Origin of the sequence: Pseudoalteromonas sp. NEC-BIFX-2020_015 (assembly GCF_012952265.1) — a bacterium.
Taxonomy (GTDB): domain Bacteria; phylum Pseudomonadota; class Gammaproteobacteria; order Enterobacterales; family Alteromonadaceae; genus Pseudoalteromonas; species Pseudoalteromonas neustonica.
This window is the reverse complement of record NZ_JABCJL010000003.1, coordinates 70,511-89,868: the sequence shown is the minus strand read 5'-3', so window position 1 is coordinate 89,868 and position 19,358 is coordinate 70,511. Positions and strand designations below refer to the sequence as shown.

Sequence of the window (19,358 nt, the reverse complement as noted above, 5' to 3'; positions counted from 1 at the left end):
ACTCATATGCAAGATTTAATCGCTAGCAGCTTAAAATTCCAAAATAATACCTTAATGGTATTGGATCAGTATTTATTGCCCCATCAACAGGTGTGGCATGAATGCCGTGATGTAAAAACCATGAGAGAGCTAATTTTGAGTTTAAAAATTCGTGGTGCTCCATTGATTGGTTTAGGTGCTAGTTTATTAATTGCTTATTTGGCTGAACAAGACACAACCAAAGCTGTTTTAGCGCAAGCCATTGATGACCTTGAAGCTACGCGTCCCACCGCTGTTAATTTAATGCATTGCATGGCGAAACTAAGGGTGGCATTACAGCAGCAAGATTATGTAGCTGAAGTTATAAACACAGCAGTAAAGCTGTTCAACGAAGACATTGCTCTGTGCGAGAAAATGGCAACTCACGGAGCAAAACTCGTTAATAGTGGCGATAATATTCTGACTCATTGTAATACGGGAGCGTTAGCTACTGCAGGCATAGGCACTGCGCTTGGGGTGATTTATAAAGCGCAGCAGCGCCATGGTGACATTCATGTGTGGGTAGACGAAACTAGGCCATTGTTACAAGGTGGGCGGTTGACTGCATTTGAATTAGAGCGCTGGCAAATCCCTTATACTTTAATTTGCGACAACATGGCTGCAAGTTTAATGGCCGCGGGCAAAGTGGATAAAATTTTTGTGGGTGCAGACCGTATCGCCGCCAATGGCGATTTTGCAAATAAAGTAGGTACTTACAATTTAGCTGTGCTTGCGCACTTTCATGATATTGAATTTTATGTTGTTGCGCCGCTAACCACATTAGATATAAACACGGCGTGCGGCAAAGATATAGAAATAGAGCAGCGTAATGGAGCAGAGGTACGCGGTGTCAGCGGCAGTTTTGGCGAGGCGCTTTGGGCACCGACTAACGCAAAAGTTTACAATCCAGCATTTGACGTAACGCCCGCAAAGCTTATCACGGGCTGGGTACTGGATACTGGAGTATATAGCCAAGCCGATATTAAGCGAGGCGCTTTGAGGGGCTTTTAGTCATTTGGTTTATGCTCTGTGTAAAGCTCAATACTATTTGGGTTGTTGGTAGATAAAAATGAAATAGCTAACTTATCATTCTGGGCATTTAGCTTTGTTATATAGTTTGTTGGCTTCATTTTCACTAAACTTTTAATATCTTGCATTGTATCTAAAGTCGTACTGTATATTTCTAAATCGGTTGCCACAAATAATGTTTTATCATTGCTTGCTATAGCCACTATAGAGGGTTTGATTGTCGTTAGTTTATCTGGTGTTGCAAATTCTTTATAAGTATTGGTTTGGCTATCAAGTATTAAAAATTGCGTGTTTTTTGTATGCACAATTAACTGATCGTCATCAATCCAAGCAAGCGCAAGTGGAGTGTCGATGTCACTCATTACAGTGTTTTCATTATCAGTATTTAACAGTATTATTTGGTTGTTTTGATTAGTGGCATCCGTATAGATTATAGCCACTTTATTGTTACGCATTACAGCACTTTGAATATGGCCAGGCACCGACCACTGTTTTATCACATGGTAATCAGTGGCATTCAAAATGGAGAGTTGATAACTACTTTTGTTGTAGCTCAATAAATGCGAGCTATTAGCATCAGCAGCTATAATTATATTATCAGTGCCTAACTGATCAGTAATGTTGATAAATTGGTTGTTAGTTTTTAACCAATGTTCGCGTTTATCGTAGTGATAAGCATCGGCAAAGTAAATATCACCATTTTTCAGTGCTACGCCATCGCGCTCATGTTTATTTGCTGTGGCAATATGTTCCATGGTTGCCGTTTTAAAATCAAAGATATTGACATCTAAATCGTGTAAGTCAGTACTGATTAATATGGTTTTCTTATCAAGTGGGTATGCGTAATTTGCTGCATTTACAGGAGCTTCAATCACCTGCTCCAGCTGCATAGTATCAAGTGAAAATGACTCAATTGTCGAATTAAAGCGGCTGTACCAAATTAGTGTGTTGTCATCTTTGTCATAAGTAGCCGCCCATGCTCTGTGGGTGTTGGTCGTTAATAACTTCAACGAACTCCCATCAAGGTTAGCCATGTAAATCTCAGATTGGCTAACGTTATGGCGCTCAAAGATAATTCTATCGGGATTTGAGAGCGATGTTAATAAGTAGTCACCAGTACCTGTTATATTGGGTGTAGTAATACGCAGCTCCTCACCTGTTTTTTTATCATAGGCATAGAGCGCATTGAGGTGGGTAAGTCCACGATAGTTATTTCTACGAAATATTGCTGTATCGCCAATTTCCGTGTACTGAGTTAGTTCTTCACCCCCTGTAATGCTATACGGTAGGGGCATCTTTTTTATCTCTTTAGAAATAAAATTACTGGCTTGCCATTGCTGGCACTGGTATTTATTATTTTTCTTACACTTGATGTAAAATAATCGTTCACCATCACTTGACCAACCTTGCATATAAACTTTGCCAGCATCAATCAAATATTCTTTTTTACTGCCCAAGTCCATCACATATATATTATTTGTTTCGCTTGGTTTTGTAGCGGTAACCGTGTAAGCCAGCTTACTTTTATCAGGGGGAAGCAATAAGTTATAGTAACTTCCCTTATGCCAAGAAATAGTTTCTGCTTCTAAAGTAAGAAAAGGCATAGAATTTTGTGTTTCATTGCTGGCAGATGGCTGCTCTTGATAAAACCAAGAAAAGCAAATCACTAAGAGCAGCAAGACCATAGTCCAAGGCCAATATACTTTTATCGGTGTTCTCGTCGGTTGCAGTGTTGGCGGAACTAAAGGGGTTATAATAGGTTTGGTTACCGCAAGCTCTGCTTCAGCGCTAATTGCGCTTGAGTTCACTGGAATAAATAAACTGTAGCCAGCTCGGTAATGAGTTTTGATACTCTGGCCGGGCTGTTTTGCTGACTTGAGGGCTTTTCTTAACTCAGAGATGGCGCGGTTAATAGCATTATCATCTACATGACTTTGTTGCCAAATATTCTCAGCAAGTTCTTGGCGAGGAATTATTCGATCATTATGTTCAATAAAATAGCATAATAGTTTGAACAGCAGAGGTTCTAATTCCCTAACGTTATCACCGTCACTAATACTTTGCTGATCAACATTTAGTTGCCACTCGCCAACTAATATTAAGTTTCCTTGAGTGAGAAAACGCGCCAGCCCCATATCTAATCCTTTAATTATTTATTGCTTTTATCACAAAGAATAATAACAGAAGTTGTTTGTCTTTAGGGTATTTTTGTTGGGTGTTTGTAAACTAATGTAAGCTATATTAGGCTTTTAGCTACATACACCCACGCATTAATACCGCAGCTAAATATCTCTTCAACTCGTACGTAATCATCAACTTCGTAGTTGTCTGCGTTGGCGAGTTCTTCTGCGGTGATAGTAAAAATGGTGCCGGTTACTGTATCTGTCGCCAGTCCTGTTTTAATTAATGCAGGATGAAACCGTTGGCCGCTGCTTTTCAGCACGGCGGCATCGGAGATCTCAACTTCACCTATTACGTAACCTTGTAGTGTATCGGCTTGGCCTTCAAGCAAACGGCCAAAGGTATCAAGCTGTACTTGCTCTAATTGCAGCGTACCGTACGAGAATAGCTTTTCCATTTTTAGCCTTTTGGTTTTAAATAACAGGTCGTTAATCTAATAACGGAAATTGCTTGGCAATCTCTGATTCTGTGCTTTGTGCAACCCAGCCCTCAGTGTTATTGAACAAACGAATCGCGGTAAACTCAGGATCGCTGCCCATATCAAACCAATGCGGCGTGAGTTCAGGGACTGAAATCAAGTCACCCTGTTGGCACAACACTTGGTAAACTTTGTCGTTAATGTGTAGGCAAAACAACCCTTGGCCTTTCACAAAAAAGCGTACTTCATCTTCACTATGGGTGTGCTCAAATAAAAACTTAGCGCGTAAATCCGCCGCTGAAGGGTTACCTTTAGCCAATGAAATTACATCAACAGTTTGATAGCCCCCTTGTTGCTTTAGGCGCTCGATATCGGCGTTATAAGATGCAATGATCTCCTCATTATTAGTAGTGGCGGTGATCACTGCACTTGCTTGCCACTGCTCAAAACGTACACCGACCTTATTTAACTCTGCGGCTATCTCGTTGTTGTCATGACTTGTAAAAAGCGCATTTTCGCCATTACAGTCAGCAAAAATAGTTAATTGGCTCATGCTAAATACTCCGCTGTAAACTGGCTAAAATCGTTAATGTAATTATGTTCAACCGAGCAGGCTTGATCATCACGGATTAAGTGCAACGTATTTAGGCCTGCGGCTTTAGCTGCATCAAGCTCGCTAACCACATCGCTCAAAAATAACACTTCATTTGCGTCAAATGGCAGTTGCGTAATAATGTTTTCATACGATGATTGCTCTTGTTTTGCACCAACCTTGGTATCAAAGTAATCAGTAAATAGTGGGCGGATATCACCAAAATCGGAGTATTGAAAAATCAAATGTTGTGCTTTTACTGAACCTGACGAATACACATAAAGCTGCTGACCTGCGAGTTTTTGCTGTTGTAAAAACTGGTAGGCATCAGGATATAAGTGACCAGTAAAATCACCATTTTCGTAACCCGCCTGCCAAATCAAACCTTGTAGTTGCTTAAGTGGGGTAATTTTTTTATCGTCGGCAATCCATTTGAGCAAGGTGTTAATAACCGTATCTATAGAGGCATCTGGCTGCTCGATAAATTCTTTTACGGCATTTAATTGTTCAGCTACGGCGTCTTGTTGCTGGTTTGCTTTTACAAATTCGGGTAACCGCGCAGCGGCATAAGGAAACAGCACTTCTTTAACAAATGAAATTCGGGTAATTGTGCCTTCAATATCAGTTAATAATGCCTTGATCATACTTTTGCCTCTGCTGGAATACCTTCTAATTTTAAACGCTCAAGCTCACAACTAAATAAAAACTCTAAGCCTTCTAAGTGGCGACGTACTTCACGAATATCACGCCCTACAACATATAGACCATGGCCGCGAATAAGCACTGCATACTCAATTGGCGTGTGTAAGTGATGGTCACTTACTAATAAGCTTAGGCGATCAATATCTTGGTCGTTATCAAAAATAGGAATACTAAGTGTGTCTAAATGTGACGTATTGCCTGCAATTGACTTTTGCATTTCGTAGCCTTGTAAATCAAGGCTGTGGCCTTTAACTACCCGCGATAGTACCGTGGCCGCAACAGAGTGGGTATGCAATACAAAGTTAGCTGAAGGAATGAGTTTGTACATGCATAAATGCAGCTCTGTTTCGGCAGAAGGTTTGGCTGAACCTGCGCTGCGATCACCATTATGGTCTAACTGAATAAAGGTATGAGTACCGAGCTGACCTTTATCAAAGCCGCTGGCAGTTACAACAAATCCGGTGGTTGTACGAGCCGAAAAGTTGCCACCTGTTGCAGGAACCCAACCACGTTGACTGATCCATTTTCCTGCTTCTATAAGTTCTGAAATAGCGGTATTGTTATGCATATAATCCTCGAGCTACTAAAACGATTTAGACGGCTATACTTCTTTTATAAGCAATGATAGCATCGCTTTGGGCGCAAAACCATCATTAAGGGTAACCAGTGTTTGAAAGTAAATTGCCAAATTTAGGCACCAGTATTTTTAGTCAAATGACCACTTTAGCAAATCAATATGAAGCAATTAATTTATCGCAGGGTTTCCCTGAATTTGACGCGCCAGAGCTGCTAAAAAAACAGCTGAACCATTATGTATTAGAAGGAATGAATCAATATTCGCCTTCAAGTGGCGTGCCGCGACTACAGCAACAAATAGCTGAATTAGCACAGCGAAAATACGGTGCAGAAATTAATGCCGATCAGCAGGTAACCGTTACATCAGGCGCTACAGAGGCATTATTTGTTGCAATTCAAGCTATTGTACGTCGCGGCGATGAGGTCATTATATTTGACCCCGCTTATGACTCTTATCAACCGGCAATAGAGCTGGCAGGCGGTAAGTCGGTTAATATTGCGCTACATGCGCCAGATTATGTGATTGATTGGCAAGCTGTTGCCAGTGCCGTAAATAAAAACACCCGCGCAATAATTATAAATACCCCACATAATCCCAGTGGCAAAACATTAAAGCAGCAAGATATAAATGCCCTTAAAGCGATAGTTTCAGCGCATGATTTATATGTCATCAGCGATGAAGTATACGAGCACATTACCTTTGATGGGCAGCCTCACTTAAGTGTACTGCGTGATGATGCGCTATTTGCAAAAAGCTTTGTTATTTCAAGTTTCGGTAAAACATTTCACAGTACGGGTTGGAAAATGGGATATTGCATCGCACCAACAAGCTTGGCTGTGGAGTTTCGTAAAATCCATCAATATGTGACCTTTTCAAGTTTTACGCCTGCACAACATGCATTAGCCGATATGTTAGAGCAACAAGGAGAGCATGTGGATGAGCTTAGTGAGTTTTATCAACAAAAACGCGATGTGCTCAGTAATGCTCTTAAAGGTAGCCGCTTTACTATTTTGCCCAGCGAAGGCACTTACTTTTTGCTACTCGATTACAGTGATGTGTCTGAGTTAAATGATGTTGAGTTTTGCCAATGGCTAGTTGAACAGGCGAGCGTTGCTGCTATCCCATTGAGTGTGTTTTATCAACAACCAAGTTACGATAAAGTAATTCGTTTGTGCTTTGCTAAAAGCGATGAAACTTTGCTGCAAGCTGCGGAGATTTTATGTCAACTTTAACGCTCGCTTTGGTGCAAACCTCGCTTAACTGGTTAGATAAAGCTGCTAACTTGGAAAATTTTGGTAATAAAATAGCTAATATAGATAAAGCGGTTGATCTTATTTTATTACCCGAAACGTTCGCCACCGGCTTTGCGATAAGCCTCGATTGTGCTGAACCGGAAAACGGTCAAGTACTTGCTTGGTTAATCGCGACAGCTAAATCGGCCAATGCAGTGGTTGCAGGCTCCGTATTAGTAGAGCAAGGTGACAAAAAAGCCAATCGTTTTTACTGGGTGTGGCCCAGTGGTGAGGTTAAGTTTTACGACAAACGCCACCTATTTTGTTTGGGTAAAGAAGGTGATTTTGTAAAAGCTGGGCAGCAGCGCCAAATATTCACCATTAATGGTTTTAGGGTTTTACCGCAAGTGTGTTATGACCTACGCTTCCCGGTTTTTCAACGTAATCGTAACGATTACGATGTGATGATAAATGTCGCCAATTGGCCCGCAGCAAGGCGTAATGTATGGGATACCCTATTAATGGCGCGTGCGATGGAAAACCAGTGCTATGTGGTTGGTGTGAACCGTGTGGGGGAAGATGGCAATGGCGTTGCGCATAATGGCGGCACTGCAGTGTATGATTTCAAAGGTGATGTGCTAGTCGCTGCAATAGACAATGAATCAGACATTGTAATTACCACTTTAAAGAAAGAGCCGCTTGAACTATTTAAGCAAAGTTTCCCCGCGCATTTAGATGCAGATGGGTTTAGTTTGCAAGATTAAGCTGCGTTAACAACCAGGGCGACTATTTAGTTTTTATCGCCCTAATCACTTTGCAGGGATTACAACGGCCACCGAATTGGCCGGAATATCTTTTGTCACTACACTGCCTGCGCCAATTACACAATTATCGCCAAGCTCTATATTAAAACCAAAACCGCAATAAAACATCGGTTCAAGGTAGGCTTTACCTTTAAACTTTAATAAGGCACCAAGAATTTTAACTCGTTCATACGGTGTTGTTGGATCGGCCAAATTAAACTGATGGCATACCAGTTTGGCGTGAGTTCGCGTGTTTGCTAGTTCTGGATCTGAGGCAATATAGGGTATAAACCTACCTGCATTTTTTCAAGTTCATTCATCGTGATACTCTAATTGAAAATCAGTAATAAAATTATTGATTTTTTAGTTATCTTTGCTTCATAAATGCGACAGTGAGCCCGGAAAAAATAAACGTTATTCCAGCACCAATATTCAAGTTGTTTATTAGTTTAGGTTTGTTTTTTAGCCAACTGGCAAGCTGAGATGAAAACACTCCCATTAAACTAAAGCCAATTGTGGTTAAAATGGCAAACCACAGGCCATAGCCAATCATTTGAGCCGTGATAGACCCTAAAGCTGGATTTATAAATTGTGGTAAAAAAGCGAGTACAAATATGCCAGGTTTTGGGTTGAGTGCAGCAGAGAGAAAGCCGGTTGAAAATATACGTTTAAATGATTCTTTATTACTTGGTTCTAAAGAAATCAAATTTTTTGAACGTAAAACTTTAATGCCTAAATAAATAAGGTAGGCCGCACCGATTGCTTTAATCATATAAAAAGCAAATTCAGAGGTTTGGATTAGCAGAGTTAAACCAAAAGTTGCTGCTAGCACATGAAATAATATCCCTAGGCCAGATGACAGTCCTGAAATTATTGCGGCCGATTTACCTTGGCTTAAGCCTCGACTAATTGCCAGTAAATTGTCAGGCCCTGGCGAAATGACTAATAATAGGCACGCTAGTGTATAAGCAATAAAAACATCCAACGGAAACATAGTTACCCTTTATTCAATGACTTTGAACAATATAATAGACTTGCTTTAGAGGCTCTGATTATTATGTATACAAGCAAGTTACTCTTTTTATATCGTGCAGACAAGTTTGCTATACGCTCTAGAGCGTATTGACTTTTCGTGATTGATAAATGCCAAACATGCGCTGCCCAAAGGGTTCTTCCTAGGGGCGATTGACTCTTTGTTACCTACACGGATGTAGGTAAGGGGCGTGAGCAGGACGCACAAGCTTTGCTCGGTTTTTACTTAGCCCGCTAGGTTACAAACCTCGCGCCGCGATTAAATCGCCCCTAGATTGAACAAATTTCAATCCAAAAAGGTCAACACGCGCTAACAATCCCGATCAGGATATAAAACGTTTTCAAAAGGCCAATGTGTGCAAAGCCATGTACTGACAACTTGATGAAGTGTTTTATCTAAACAAATATATTCATCTTTGATCCATAGGTACACGCAACAGTCATAATCTACAGATGGACTTGGGTCGATATATATTGAGCCAAGATATATGTTCTGGGATTTATCTAATACTGAAAATGCAAACGCTTTACGAGTATTAAATTCATGTTTATGAATCTTTAAGCTGGCGATATTATCAGCGAGAGTCATTTTTGGATCTGGCCAGTTAGATGCAGGGCCAAAAATACCCTGTAACCTTTTTTGGCTAGACATGACCGCGGCATAATCTAATTCGGCTATATCATCATCGAGCACCTTAAAATAAAAATGATCGGTTTGAAAAGTTGTAGGTGGTATGAAAGTGTTAGGAATGAAAGGTTTAATCATATTTTGTGTTATCCATAGCATCCGTGTCGAGAGTTTTCAGCTTCCTTCAGCCATTTAATAACAAAAAAAGCCCCACAATAAATTGCGGGGCTTTTTTCGTTATTAAATGGCGGAGAAGGAGGGATGGGCTTGCTTACATCCATGTAATCAATCGCTTCGCGACGCTTGCAGCGGCCTAAAATGTTCCTGACATTTTATCGAACCCTAGTCGAGGATTCTCACCCTCCTTCACAGGTGTAAAGGTTGCGGGCATAAAAAAACCGCAATTAAGCGGTTTAATTTAATAAATGGCGGAGAAGGAGGGATTCGAACCCTCGATAGAGCTACAAACCCTATACTCCCTTAGCAGGGGAGCGCCTTCGGCCACTCGGCCACCTCTCCAGCGCATAAACTTTTCATTTTGATAGTCGAGTGAACCACCAAAAAGTAATAATGGTGGAGAGATAGGGATTTGAACCCTAGAGGGGCTATAAACCCCTGCCGGTTTTCAAGACCGGTGCATTCGACCACTCTGCCATCTCTCCGTTGACGCAAGATAATACTTAGGTGTGTGGGCTGTGTAAATAGGAAAAAGATCGTTTGCTGGTTTTTTGTTCTAAAAAGTGGTTTTTTTTTGAAATTAAGTGTTTTTTAGGTGTTTTAAGAAGGGGTTGCAGCAAACGAGGGAGCTAAATAAGTGTTTTCATTTAGTGGTTGGGTGTTTGCTGCACCGCTAAAGTAACCATGGTTGGGTGGTTACTTATATTGAACTGCGCCGCCAAGTGCTAGCTTTTTACCATAACGGTTAAGTTTAGCGAGCATTTTTGCTTTGCGATTGGTTGGTTTTACGGCAACATGCGTTGCTGCATTTTCATTTAATGTATTTACTGGGTTCATTACTTTGCTCCGGGTTATGTCTGTTTTGACAACAGGGCTATTCTGACGCTTAATTGCACAAAAATAAAACGATAAAAATTGGGGTGGTCGGATAGAAATAACTAATCTGAATATATTTTTTTAACGTGCAGTTCAGATTTTATGATCTGTGATAACTGCATGGTTATGAAGGTTGGGTGGTATTTTTGGTCTGTATTTAAAGGGTTTTAATTTTATTTTTTATTTTTTATGCATTGTGAAATAGAAAAAGTGACTAATTATTCAGATTAATTTATCTTTTGTTAATGTGTTTTTTTAAATAGGTGGGTAGATTGGTATTACGATGTTGATAATTATTAAACCAAGTACAAATAAAAATCATAAAAAAGTATGTGATTGGTTACTCCATGAGTGCAATCAACGACAAATAAGTACTGAAATAATATATACCACGGGAAATTTTCATCCAGATTGCAAAAAAATAACTGAACGCGCGGAATATTATCAACGTGCAGTGGTGGTTGGAGGGGATGGTACACTCAATTTAGCTGTTAATGCACTTATGGGACTTTCGTGTTCGTTGGCGTTATTACCATTAGGTACAGGGAATGATTTTTCACGAGGCTTTGGCTGCTCTGATAAAGAGTGGCGCACGGCGGTTTTTAGTCAAGGTGATGTCAAAATAGATGTTGGGCAAATAAATGACCGTTATTTTGTCAATATTGCAGGGGTTGGTTTTGACGCTCATGTTGTCAAAGCATTGCAGACAAAACCTGCTTGGTCCTCGCTTGGTTATAGCTTGGCAGGATTTAAATATCTATTAGGTTATAAAGGTACGCATATCACCAGTGATTTTTCAGGGCGTGAGTATGCGTATAAAAATCTAATCACTGTATTTGCGAACCATCGTTATTTTGGTGGTGGCTTGGCTATTGCACCTAAGGCACGATTGAACAGTGGTTACTTGGAATGCTATGCCATGCCTGCGCGTGGGTTGTTGGGCAACCTATATAGTTTTATGCGTTTATTACTACGCAATCACCATACAATGACAGGACTTGAGTATCAACGCGTGACGGTTGCAACCATTAATACACCTAATTTACCTATTGAAGCCGATGGCGAGTTGATTGGTGTAACACCTGCTTCTATTCAAGTGCACCCACGAGCCCTACGTTTTTGTGTGCCAACGTGTACCTCTATACAGTTAGAGATAAAAAAAGTATGCAGTTAAAAATAAAAAAAGCGCCTAACAAGTAGGCGCTTTGGGGTTAGTTACGTTTAAAACGTATTCTAACCGGGGATGGAGCTTTTTTGCTGCAATGACCGCGCTGCAAAAAATGCTTTAATTCGTTTTGTTGGGGTTAGTACAATGGCGTTACCTACCAGCACTAAACTAAAGCCTATAAACGTATTCGTTTGCCAGATAAACCCTTCAAATAATGTGCTCAGTGCAACGGCAACTAAAGGAAATAATACAATCACATAACTGGCGCGTTCTGGGCCTATGTTTCTTAGTAATGCAAAGTAACAAGCAAATGCGATAACAGTGCCAAATACAGATAAATAAACTAATGAATACCAATAGCTTGCAGGTGCCGACAAGCTAAACTGAGCATCGCTAATAATGACGTAAAATAATAGCCCAATCGCGCTATATAGCATGCCCCACGCATTACCTTGCATAACACCTATTTGCTGGTGAGAATTGCGAACACTGACCATATTCCCTAATGAAGCCACAAAGGTACCACTTAGAGCAAGTAGTAACCCGACCAACACCCCGTTACTCAAGTCGAACTGCTGTAACTGTGGCCAAAACAAGCAAATGATACCTAAAACACCTAAAATAGCGCCGCTGTAAATACGTTTGGCGATAGGTTTACCAAAGAATAAGCGGGTATTAACAATATTCATTATGAGCAGCATTGAAAAAGCAATGGATGTCATGGCTGACGTTAAGTAATTTTGTGCCCAGTAAAGAACCAAATAATTAAGTCCAAAATTACACAGCGCTAATAAAACAAAAAAACCATGGTCTCGGCGGGTGTAATTCATAGGGAGTTTTTTTACGCCCACCCACATCCACATCAAAATAGCTGCAAGGCTAAAGCGATAGAATAGCGAAACTTCAACGGCGATGTCACCTAATTGAAATTCAATAGCGAGCCACGTAGAGCCCCAAATCAAAACGGTGAGAGTGTACAGCGCGATACTTTTCATGGCCTTGGTCCAAGTGTGAAGATGAAGTGTTCATTTTAGTTCGCTTCTGTATACTTAACATATACAGAAAACTATAAATGCAACCTATACAGATTTGGGGTGCTTTGAGTGAAAGGTAAATGCAATGTCGTTAGTGATCAGTAAAACTAATCATGATTTTTTATACCAGCAAGTCATGCAACTTGTTCGCGATTTAAGTGAACAGGGCACACTGCTCCCTGGTGAGAAACTTCCTTCATTACGCAAAATGGCCGAAAAACTCAATGTGAGCATCCCGACTGTAAAATTGGCTTATCAGTCTCTTGAGGCACAAGGTCTTGTTGAAGCGCGGGAAAAGTCTGGTTACTTTTTAAAAACAGTTAATACACAACTTGCTCGGCCTAAACGGGTAAAGCTGAGTCGCGCGCCTGTATCAGTTAATATGCAGGTGTTAATTGAGCAAGTATACGATGCAATCCATCAAGCGAATGTGGTGCCTTTTGGTATTGCAAACCCTGTTGCGGCAGCCCCAACCGATAAAATGCTTAGCCGGACCATGCGTCGGGTAATGTCGATTGCAGGGAGTCGTGCAATAAACTATGGGGCGATGGATGGTTTTGCGCCGCTTAAAAAGCAGTTGATCCATCGTTATTTAGATTTTGGTATTGGGGTTGATAGCCATGAATTAGTGATCACCAATGGCGCACAAGAGGCTCTAGCGATCGCGTTAAAATGTGCGACAATGCCGGGAGATGTGATTGCGATCGAGTCACCTTGTTATTTTGGGATCATTGAATTGATCGAGAGTTTAGGCCTTAAAGCGCTGGAGATCCCGCTATGTCCTGATGATGGGATCTGGCTTGATGATCTGAACCAAGCTTTGCAAGATCACGATATTAAAGCCTGTGTGTTTTCAACTTCGATCAACAATCCGGTTGGCAGCTTTATGCCGGATCATAAGCGTAAACAATTAGTTGAGCTATTAGAATCACAAGATGTAGTGCTTATTGAAGATGATGTGTACGGCGATTTGCATTTTACTCCCGAGCGAGGCATACCTGCACAAGCGTATTCAAAAAAGGGGCTCGTGTTAACGTGTTCTTCGTTTTCAAAAACAGCGGCTCCGAGTTATCGGGTTGGTTGGTTAATTGCGGGAAAGTTTGCAGCGCGCGCAAGGCGTTATAAACGAGCACTAAGCTGCTCAACATCTTTAATTAATCAATGGACGTTATATGAGTTTGTGGCCAGTGGTGATTATGAGCGTAACTTAAAATTACTTAGGCAGCGTCTGCGTACCAATAAAGAGCGGATGATTTGGTGTTTGCAGCAAGCTTTTCCTGCCACGGCACGTATTAGTGATCCGCAAGGTGGCTGCGTGGTCTGGGTTGATTTAGGGCCAAGCTTTGACAGTATTAAGCTATTTCAACTTGCGCTAGAGAATGGTATTAGTATTACACCGGGTTATATATTTTCGGCAACGAATAAGTATCGCAGCTGTATACGGTTAAGTTATGGCTTGCCTTGGAATGAACGAGTCGAGCAAGCAATTATTAAACTTGGTGAGTTAATACATTTAGCTAAAAAGTAAAAAAGCAGCACGTTTAAAAGAGTGCTGCTAAAGGGATATCAAATTGTTATATGAGTTTAGTTGTTTTGTTTGTAGCTAAATAATTGATAATTTTTTAGCTCTGGTACTAATTTAACAAGTTGCTGCTCTTGCGCTGCAATCGTTGAAAAATTATCACATAATGCATCAGCACGTTTTTCTAGTGCGTTTGCTTGCAGTTCTACCTTTTCTTCTATTTGTGCACCCATATTTTCCATACGCTGTTCAAAGGCTTGCATATCGCCGCCGGCACCCATTAACTCAGACCCTAATGCCATCAAAATACTGCCCATTGATTGCATCATTGCTGATTCAACGGCACTTTCAATTTGTTCATCAAAATGGCTTTCAAAATTTTCGCCAAAGTCATTGAAACTTTGCTGGCCCATTACAAAGGCACCTTGTTGATAAAAGGTATTTTCTACCTCAACCTGAATCTCTGCCATTAGGTCATTAATACTGTCTAGACCTTGGATGTTAAATGCATTGGCGACTTCTTCAATTGCAACGCCGGCAATTTTTACACCTTCAAGTGCAATGTTAGCAACTTCAGGTAGCTGGCCTCGTAGGCTGTCTGAGTAGTCGCTGATTGCTTGACGCTGCTGGTCATCTAATGCCAATGTTTGGCCATCAACAATGAGCTCGCCATTGTTAGTGAAAGTCATGGTGTGATCGTTAGCGGTAAAAATTTCGAGTTCGTTTGGTTTAATGCGAACATCATTTTGAAACTCTACTTTGCACGAATCGCCGCTAAATGAAATATGCGAGTCGTTATCATTGTGCGCCATTGCCCCTGTGGCAATAAATAAAGAACCTACTAAAAGTAATTTTTTCATTTTTATATCCTGCTAATGTGTTGATTATAACGAATGCTTACTTAGTTGTTATCAAGTTTGATGCCAAAAAAAATTAATATTAATAATCATGTTGTTAGGGTGTTTTCTTTGTTTTTTGATTGGTCTATTAAATGATAAAAACACTAATTTTTAGTCAAAATCACTAAAAAATTTATAAGCATAAATAATGTTTATCGTTTCGATAAAAAAGTCTCACTTTCCAGAATTCAAATTTAACGCTATTTATTCACATTACTGACATAACATCATTTTAGAATGGGTTGTGGCTTTACTTTGGTGCGCTTCACTATGTTGAATAAGCGCACTAAACATTTTAATTTTACCAATGGCAGTGATAAAAATCCTACATTGGTCTCAAACACTTTATGGAGTGGGTTGTGGGTAAGACATTTAGTTACGATGCGCTAGATGACGCTTTTGTTGAAGACGAGTACGAAATGGTTGGGCGTAATCAACACGACAAGAATAAGCAAAAGGTGAAGAAAAAGTTGGAAGACTACCTGGAGCAAAAACGCTTGCGTAAAAACTTAGGTGATGATGACTTTGATGAGTACATGAATCACTAAGCAACAGTTTAAAATAAAGAGGCGTATGCCTCTTTATTGCTTTTAGTTTTTAAGTGCTTTAATGATCGTGCTTTCGATTTGTTGCGGCTTGGTAAAAGGAGCGAAACGTTTAATAGGTTCGCCATTGCGGCCGATTAAAAATTTTGTGAAATTCCATTTTATTTTACGGCTCAAAAACCCTGGTAAGGCTGATTTTAAGTGTCTAAACACGGGGTGTGCATGTTCGCCGTTTACATCCACTTTGCCCATCATCACAAAATCAACGCCATAATTAATTAAACAGCCTTGCTCGATATCCTTAGCATTTCCAGGTTCTTGTTGACCAAATTGATTACATGGAAAACCAATAATCACCAATCCTTGCTCGGCGTATTTTGCATGCAATTGTTGCAGGCCTTCGTATTGCGGTGTAAAGCCACATTTGCTGGCGGTATTAATAATTAAAACTACTTTGCCTTCAAGGCTGCTAAAATCAAATGTTTGGCCCTGTAAGTTTGTGGCTGAAAGTTGGTGAAAGTCGTTCATAATACTCACTTTATTATTGTTGTTTGGTAAATTCTATCCTGAGTTGTGGCAGACATACAGCTTAAATCTAGCTTTGCTCGATTTTTTACTTAGCCCACTCAGTTACAAACCTCGCGCCGCGATTAAATCGCCTTTGGATTGAACGAATTTTAATCTGAAAAGGTCAACACGCCCTAAAACTTGTGAGTAAATATTCAATCAATAAACGTACTCTATACGGCATTAAATCTTTGCGTGGGTATACTAACCAAGATGCATTATCAGTGACTTGAAATTCATCAAGCAGCGTTACTAATTGGCCTTGTTGCACGTATTGCTCAACAATATCGCAAGCTAAGTGGGCAATCCCTAATCCACCCAATGTTGCACTGAGTAATGCGCGTGGATGATTACTGCGCCAGTTTCCAGTAATTTTTACTTCTTTGATTTCGCCATTAAAATTAAATCGCCAGCGTTTACCCATTGCCACTAAGCAATTATGTTTAGTGAGCTGGTGAGGTGTTGTAGGAGCGGGGTTTTGTTGTAAATAGTCAGGGCTTGCAACGAGCGTCATGATGCGAGGGCATAGTGGTCTCGCGATTAAATTCGAGTCTTGCATACGCCCAAAACGAATGGCTAAATCAAAACCTTCTTCTACGAGGTCAACGTTGCGATTATTAAAGTCCATATCGACTTCCACGTCAGGGTAGCGTTTTACGAATTCAACAATTTTGGGTGCTACATTAGTTGCGACAAATTCCCCCGCGCCGGTAATGCGAATAAGGCCTTTGGGTCTGCGTTGTTCGCCTTGTAATTGATTATTAGCGTCTATAAGTTCTTGTTTTATGGCTTTGAGTTTAACTGCGTATTCACGCCCTGCGTCAGTTAAGCTTATTTTACGGGTGGTACGTTGAAACAGCACTGAGCCTAAGCGGTTTTCTAATTGTTGTACTTGGCGACTAATATGAGATGTTGACACTTCCATAGCTTTTGCTGCATGGGTAAAGCTGCCATGTTCAACGACATGTAAAAATTCATCAAGGCCTTGCCACATATATTATGTTCTCAAAATATTAAGTAATTATAGTTTATATCATTCATTGTTGCAGCTGTGCAAAAGTGATTGCCTGATCTTAATCTTTAATTTAAACGTTAAAAGTCTACAATCATTTGGTCACCACGCATTATGCATAATCAATTAATGGAGCAAGCATGTTAAATTTTAGTTTTGCAAACCCAACAAAAATTCATTTTGGCGAACAACAAATCGCATTAATTAAAAGTGAGATCCCAACTGACGCAAAAGTACTGGTTACGTATGGCGGCGGCAGCATCAAAAAAAATGGTATTTATGAACAAGTAAGTAATGCGTTAAGTGAGCATACTTGGTTTGAATTTGCAGGTATCGAGCCAAACCCAAGTTATCAAACGTGTATGAAAGCGGTTACTTTAGTTAAAGAGAAACAGATTGACTATATTTTAGCTGTTGGTGGCGGTTCTGTTATTGACGGCAGTAAATTTATTGCTGCAGCGGCAAATTATGAAGGTGAACCGTGGGATATTTTAGCTAAAGGTGGTGAAATTAAGTCAGCGATTTCGTTAGGTGTAGTGCTAACTTTGCCAGCAACGGGGTCTGAGTCAAATACCTTTAGTGTTGTATCTAACCTTGATAGTCATGACAAATTGCCATTTGCTAGCCCATTTGTACAACCGCAATTTGCTGTGCTTGACCCTGCAGTGACTTACTCATTGCCTAAACGCCAAGTAGCTAACGGTATTGTTGATGCGTTTGTTCATACTATGGAACAATACTTAACGTACGATGTAGACGCTAAGTTACAAGATCGTTTTGCTGAAGGTATTTTAATGACCTTACTTGAAGAAGGCCCAAAAGCATTCAGTGAGCCAGACAACTACAAAGTGCGCGCTAATATTATGTGGTCGGCAACGATGGCCTTAAATGGATTAATTGGTGCTGGTGTGCCGCAAGATTGGTCAACGCATATGCTAGGGCACGAAATGACGGCAGTGTATGGCCTTGATCATGCACAAACGTTAGCGATTGTATTGCCACGTATGATGGCTGAGCAAAAAGAAACGAAACGCGGTAAAATTTTACAATATGCACAACGTGTTTTAGGCCTTGATATTAGCGATGAAGATGCCGCTATTGAGCAAGCAATTGCTGCAACAGAGGCGTTTTTCCATAGTGTAAACATGCCAACTCGTCTAAGTGATTACAACTTAGGTGAAGAAGTGGCAGATAAAATTGTTAAGCAGCTTGAGCGCCACGGCATGACAGCGCTCGGTGAGCGAGAGCAAGTTACTCTTGAAAAGAGCCGTGCTGTTTTACTTGCCAGTGTTTAGCGCCAGTATCGGCAATTGAATTGGCGCATTGATTTGGCGCTAATTCAAAATTAAAAACAGGCCCATACCAGCCAGCGTTGTGTAGTAAATGTTATGCGTTTTATACGCGACAATAATTGCGACAACTGCAGCGCTGAGGTATGGGTTTTGCCAGTTTAGGTTAATACCATTATCTGTTACAAATACGATAGGCACCCAAATAGCAGTGAGCACTGCAGGGGCGCTAAAGCTTAAAAATTGCTGCATTTTTGGTCCGACTTTAAAGGGCAAAGCGCGATGTAAAAATAAGTAACGGGTAAAAAAAGTAATACAGGCCATTAATAAAATAGTTGTCATCATGATTTAGGCGCCTGTTTTATATGTATTTGGCTATTTGTGTGACTAATAACACGGCTAATAATATACCCCACGGTCATAGCACTCAGTGCAGCAACAACCAACCACAACTCAAACCCTTGGCTTTTTAAAACGCTAGCAACTATGCCTGCGGTTACAACCGTTGCTAAGGTTGCAAGGTTTTTTATGCCAGGAATAACCAGCGCTATAAATGTTGCGGCAATGGCAAAATCTAAACCGAGGGTGGTTAAATCGGGCAATAAACTCCCTGCTACAATGCCAATAAAAGTCCATAAATTCCACGCTATATAAAAACTAAATCCGGCACTTAGCGCATAGGTTAAACGCGTTTTTGTACGGTAGGCTTTGCGGTGGTGAGAAAATGCAAATAATTCATCAGTGAGTACAAAGCTTACAGGTAGGCGCCAACGCAAAGGTTGATCTATTACTTTGTGGCGTACCGCTAACCCATATAAAAAATGCCGTGAACTAATAATAAAAGTAGTAAATAAAATAGTTAATAACGGCGTATTACCAGCCATTAGTTCAATGGCAACCAGTTGCGCTGAGCCTGCAAAAACCAATAGTGACATAGCTTGTGTTTCGAGAGCTGTAAAACCATTCTGTACCGCTAACGATCCACATAAAATACCCCATGGGATCACCGCTAAACACAGCGGTAGCATATCTAAAAAACCTTTAAGTAATGCCTTTT

Annotated in this window: 22 protein-coding genes and 2 tRNA genes; 7 read left to right on the top strand and 17 right to left on the bottom strand. The window is 40.5% G+C overall.

What is annotated here, in order from left to right; all coding sequences use genetic code 11:
• The first annotated feature begins 6 nt into the window (after window positions 1-6).
• Window positions 7-1,029: an S-methyl-5-thioribose-1-phosphate isomerase gene (gene mtnA, locus HH219_RS03405; RefSeq protein ID WP_169326632.1), complete on the top strand. Its 1,023-nt coding sequence runs from the start codon at window positions 7-9 to the stop codon at window positions 1,027-1,029.
• Here the strand turns inward: mtnA and HH219_RS03400 are convergent.
• The 5 genes from HH219_RS03400 to HH219_RS03380 all read right to left on the bottom strand — a co-directional run bounded on the left by HH219_RS03400 (window position 1,026) and on the right by HH219_RS03380 (window position 5,508).
• On the bottom strand, window positions 1,026-3,182 hold the full coding sequence (locus HH219_RS03400; RefSeq protein ID WP_169326631.1) for a winged helix-turn-helix domain-containing protein: 2,157 nt from the start codon (window positions 3,180-3,182) through the stop codon (window positions 1,026-1,028). The genes mtnA and HH219_RS03400 overlap by 4 nt on opposite strands.
• 101 nt (window positions 3,183-3,283) lie before the next feature.
• Window positions 3,284-3,625 (bottom strand): gamma-glutamylcyclotransferase family protein, encoded by a 342-nt coding sequence (locus HH219_RS03395; protein WP_169326630.1) that lies wholly within the window; start codon window positions 3,623-3,625, stop codon window positions 3,284-3,286.
• A gap of 31 nt (window positions 3,626-3,656) precedes the next feature.
• The gene (locus HH219_RS03390; protein WP_169326629.1) at window positions 3,657-4,199 is read right to left on the bottom strand and encodes an acireductone dioxygenase; all 543 of its coding nucleotides are present in this window, start codon (window positions 4,197-4,199) and stop codon (window positions 3,657-3,659) included.
• Window positions 4,196-4,882 carry an acireductone synthase gene (gene mtnC, locus HH219_RS03385; protein WP_169326628.1) on the bottom strand — a complete coding sequence of 229 codons (687 nt, stop codon included), beginning with the start codon at window positions 4,880-4,882 and terminating at the stop codon, window positions 4,196-4,198. The genes HH219_RS03390 and mtnC overlap by 4 nt, the downstream gene beginning before the upstream one ends.
• Window positions 4,879-5,508 carry a methylthioribulose 1-phosphate dehydratase gene (locus HH219_RS03380; protein WP_169326627.1) on the bottom strand — a complete coding sequence of 210 codons (630 nt, stop codon included), beginning with the start codon at window positions 5,506-5,508 and terminating at the stop codon, window positions 4,879-4,881. Before HH219_RS03380 ends, mtnC begins: the two co-directional genes overlap by 4 nt.
• A gap of 98 nt (window positions 5,509-5,606) precedes the next feature.
• On the opposite strand from HH219_RS03380, the gene HH219_RS03375 reads away from it, so the two are divergent.
• Window positions 5,607-6,749 (top strand): methionine aminotransferase, encoded by a 1,143-nt coding sequence (locus tag HH219_RS03375; RefSeq protein WP_169326626.1) that lies wholly within the window; start codon window positions 5,607-5,609, stop codon window positions 6,747-6,749.
• A complete protein-coding gene (locus HH219_RS03370) occupies window positions 6,737-7,513 on the top strand; it encodes an amidohydrolase (RefSeq protein ID WP_169326625.1) in 777 nt (258 codons plus the stop codon). Before HH219_RS03375 ends, HH219_RS03370 begins: the two co-directional genes overlap by 13 nt.
• Window positions 7,514-7,558: 45 nt before the next feature.
• On the opposite strand, the gene HH219_RS22270 is transcribed toward HH219_RS03370, so the two are convergent.
• The 6 genes from HH219_RS22270 to HH219_RS03335 all read right to left on the bottom strand — a co-directional run bounded on the left by HH219_RS22270 (window position 7,559) and on the right by HH219_RS03335 (window position 10,226).
• Window positions 7,559-7,765 (bottom strand): hypothetical protein, encoded by a 207-nt coding sequence (locus HH219_RS22270; RefSeq protein WP_282960284.1) that lies wholly within the window; start codon window positions 7,763-7,765, stop codon window positions 7,559-7,561.
• Between the two features lie 154 nt (window positions 7,766-7,919).
• A complete protein-coding gene (locus HH219_RS03355) occupies window positions 7,920-8,546 on the bottom strand; it encodes a LysE family translocator (protein ID WP_169326624.1) in 627 nt (208 codons plus the stop codon).
• Between the two features lie 348 nt (window positions 8,547-8,894).
• Window positions 8,895-9,350 (bottom strand): hypothetical protein, encoded by a 456-nt coding sequence (locus HH219_RS03350; protein ID WP_169326623.1) that lies wholly within the window; start codon window positions 9,348-9,350, stop codon window positions 8,895-8,897.
• A 288-nt stretch (window positions 9,351-9,638) separates the two neighbouring features.
• Window positions 9,639-9,731 (bottom strand) — tRNA-Ser (locus tag HH219_RS03345).
• Between the two features lie 52 nt (window positions 9,732-9,783).
• A tRNA-Ser gene (locus tag HH219_RS03340) sits at window positions 9,784-9,874 on the bottom strand.
• 211 nt (window positions 9,875-10,085) lie between these two features.
• Window positions 10,086-10,226, bottom strand: a complete 141-nt coding sequence (locus HH219_RS03335) for a hypothetical protein (RefSeq protein WP_167349695.1) — start codon at window positions 10,224-10,226, stop codon at window positions 10,086-10,088.
• Window positions 10,227-10,548: 322 nt separating this feature from the next.
• Between HH219_RS03335 and HH219_RS03330 the strand changes: the two genes are divergently transcribed.
• Window positions 10,549-11,439, top strand: coding sequence for a YegS/Rv2252/BmrU family lipid kinase (locus HH219_RS03330; protein WP_169326622.1), 891 nt, complete (start codon window positions 10,549-10,551; stop codon window positions 11,437-11,439).
• 59 nt (window positions 11,440-11,498) lie between these two features.
• Here the strand turns inward: HH219_RS03330 and HH219_RS03325 are convergent, their stop codons facing one another.
• Window positions 11,499-12,428, bottom strand: coding sequence for a DMT family transporter (locus HH219_RS03325; protein ID WP_054205281.1), 930 nt, complete (start codon window positions 12,426-12,428; stop codon window positions 11,499-11,501).
• 124 nt (window positions 12,429-12,552) lie between these two features.
• Here HH219_RS03325 and HH219_RS03320 point away from each other — a divergent pair, with 124 nt between their 5' ends.
• On the top strand, window positions 12,553-13,995 hold the full coding sequence (locus HH219_RS03320; protein ID WP_099458982.1) for a PLP-dependent aminotransferase family protein: 1,443 nt from the start codon (window positions 12,553-12,555) through the stop codon (window positions 13,993-13,995).
• A 56-nt stretch (window positions 13,996-14,051) separates the two neighbouring features.
• Here the strand turns inward: HH219_RS03320 and HH219_RS03315 are convergent, their stop codons facing one another.
• Window positions 14,052-14,849: a YggN family protein gene (locus HH219_RS03315; protein WP_169326621.1), complete on the bottom strand. Its 798-nt coding sequence runs from the start codon at window positions 14,847-14,849 to the stop codon at window positions 14,052-14,054.
• Window positions 14,850-15,247: 398 nt separating this feature from the next.
• Between HH219_RS03315 and HH219_RS03310 the strand changes: the two genes are divergently transcribed.
• Window positions 15,248-15,436: a hypothetical protein gene (locus tag HH219_RS03310; protein ID WP_082355672.1), complete on the top strand. Its 189-nt coding sequence runs from the start codon at window positions 15,248-15,250 to the stop codon at window positions 15,434-15,436.
• A gap of 42 nt (window positions 15,437-15,478) precedes the next feature.
• Here HH219_RS03310 and HH219_RS03305 read toward each other — a convergent pair whose 3' ends face one another.
• Together HH219_RS03305 and HH219_RS03300 are read right to left on the bottom strand one after the other, a co-directional pair.
• The gene (locus HH219_RS03305; RefSeq protein ID WP_169326620.1) at window positions 15,479-15,961 is read right to left on the bottom strand and encodes a glutathione peroxidase; all 483 of its coding nucleotides are present in this window, start codon (window positions 15,959-15,961) and stop codon (window positions 15,479-15,481) included.
• 163 nt (window positions 15,962-16,124) lie between these two features.
• Complete coding sequence (locus HH219_RS03300) at window positions 16,125-16,994, bottom strand: LysR family transcriptional regulator (protein ID WP_054205277.1); 870 nt, start codon at window positions 16,992-16,994, stop codon at window positions 16,125-16,127.
• A gap of 158 nt (window positions 16,995-17,152) precedes the next feature.
• Between HH219_RS03300 and HH219_RS03295 the strand changes: the two genes are divergently transcribed.
• Window positions 17,153-18,307 carry an iron-containing alcohol dehydrogenase gene (locus tag HH219_RS03295; protein WP_169326619.1) on the top strand — a complete coding sequence of 385 codons (1,155 nt, stop codon included), beginning with the start codon at window positions 17,153-17,155 and terminating at the stop codon, window positions 18,305-18,307.
• Between the two features lie 39 nt (window positions 18,308-18,346).
• On the opposite strand, the gene HH219_RS03290 is transcribed toward HH219_RS03295, so the two are convergent.
• Both HH219_RS03290 and HH219_RS03285 read right to left on the bottom strand, forming a co-directional pair.
• Window positions 18,347-18,646 carry an AzlD domain-containing protein gene (locus HH219_RS03290; protein WP_054205275.1) on the bottom strand — a complete coding sequence of 100 codons (300 nt, stop codon included), beginning with the start codon at window positions 18,644-18,646 and terminating at the stop codon, window positions 18,347-18,349.
• Entirely contained in the window at window positions 18,643-19,329 is a 687-nt protein-coding gene (locus HH219_RS03285; RefSeq protein ID WP_169326709.1) for an AzlC family ABC transporter permease, read from the bottom strand. Before HH219_RS03285 ends, HH219_RS03290 begins: the two co-directional genes overlap by 4 nt.
• Window positions 19,330-19,358 lie beyond the last annotated feature (29 nt).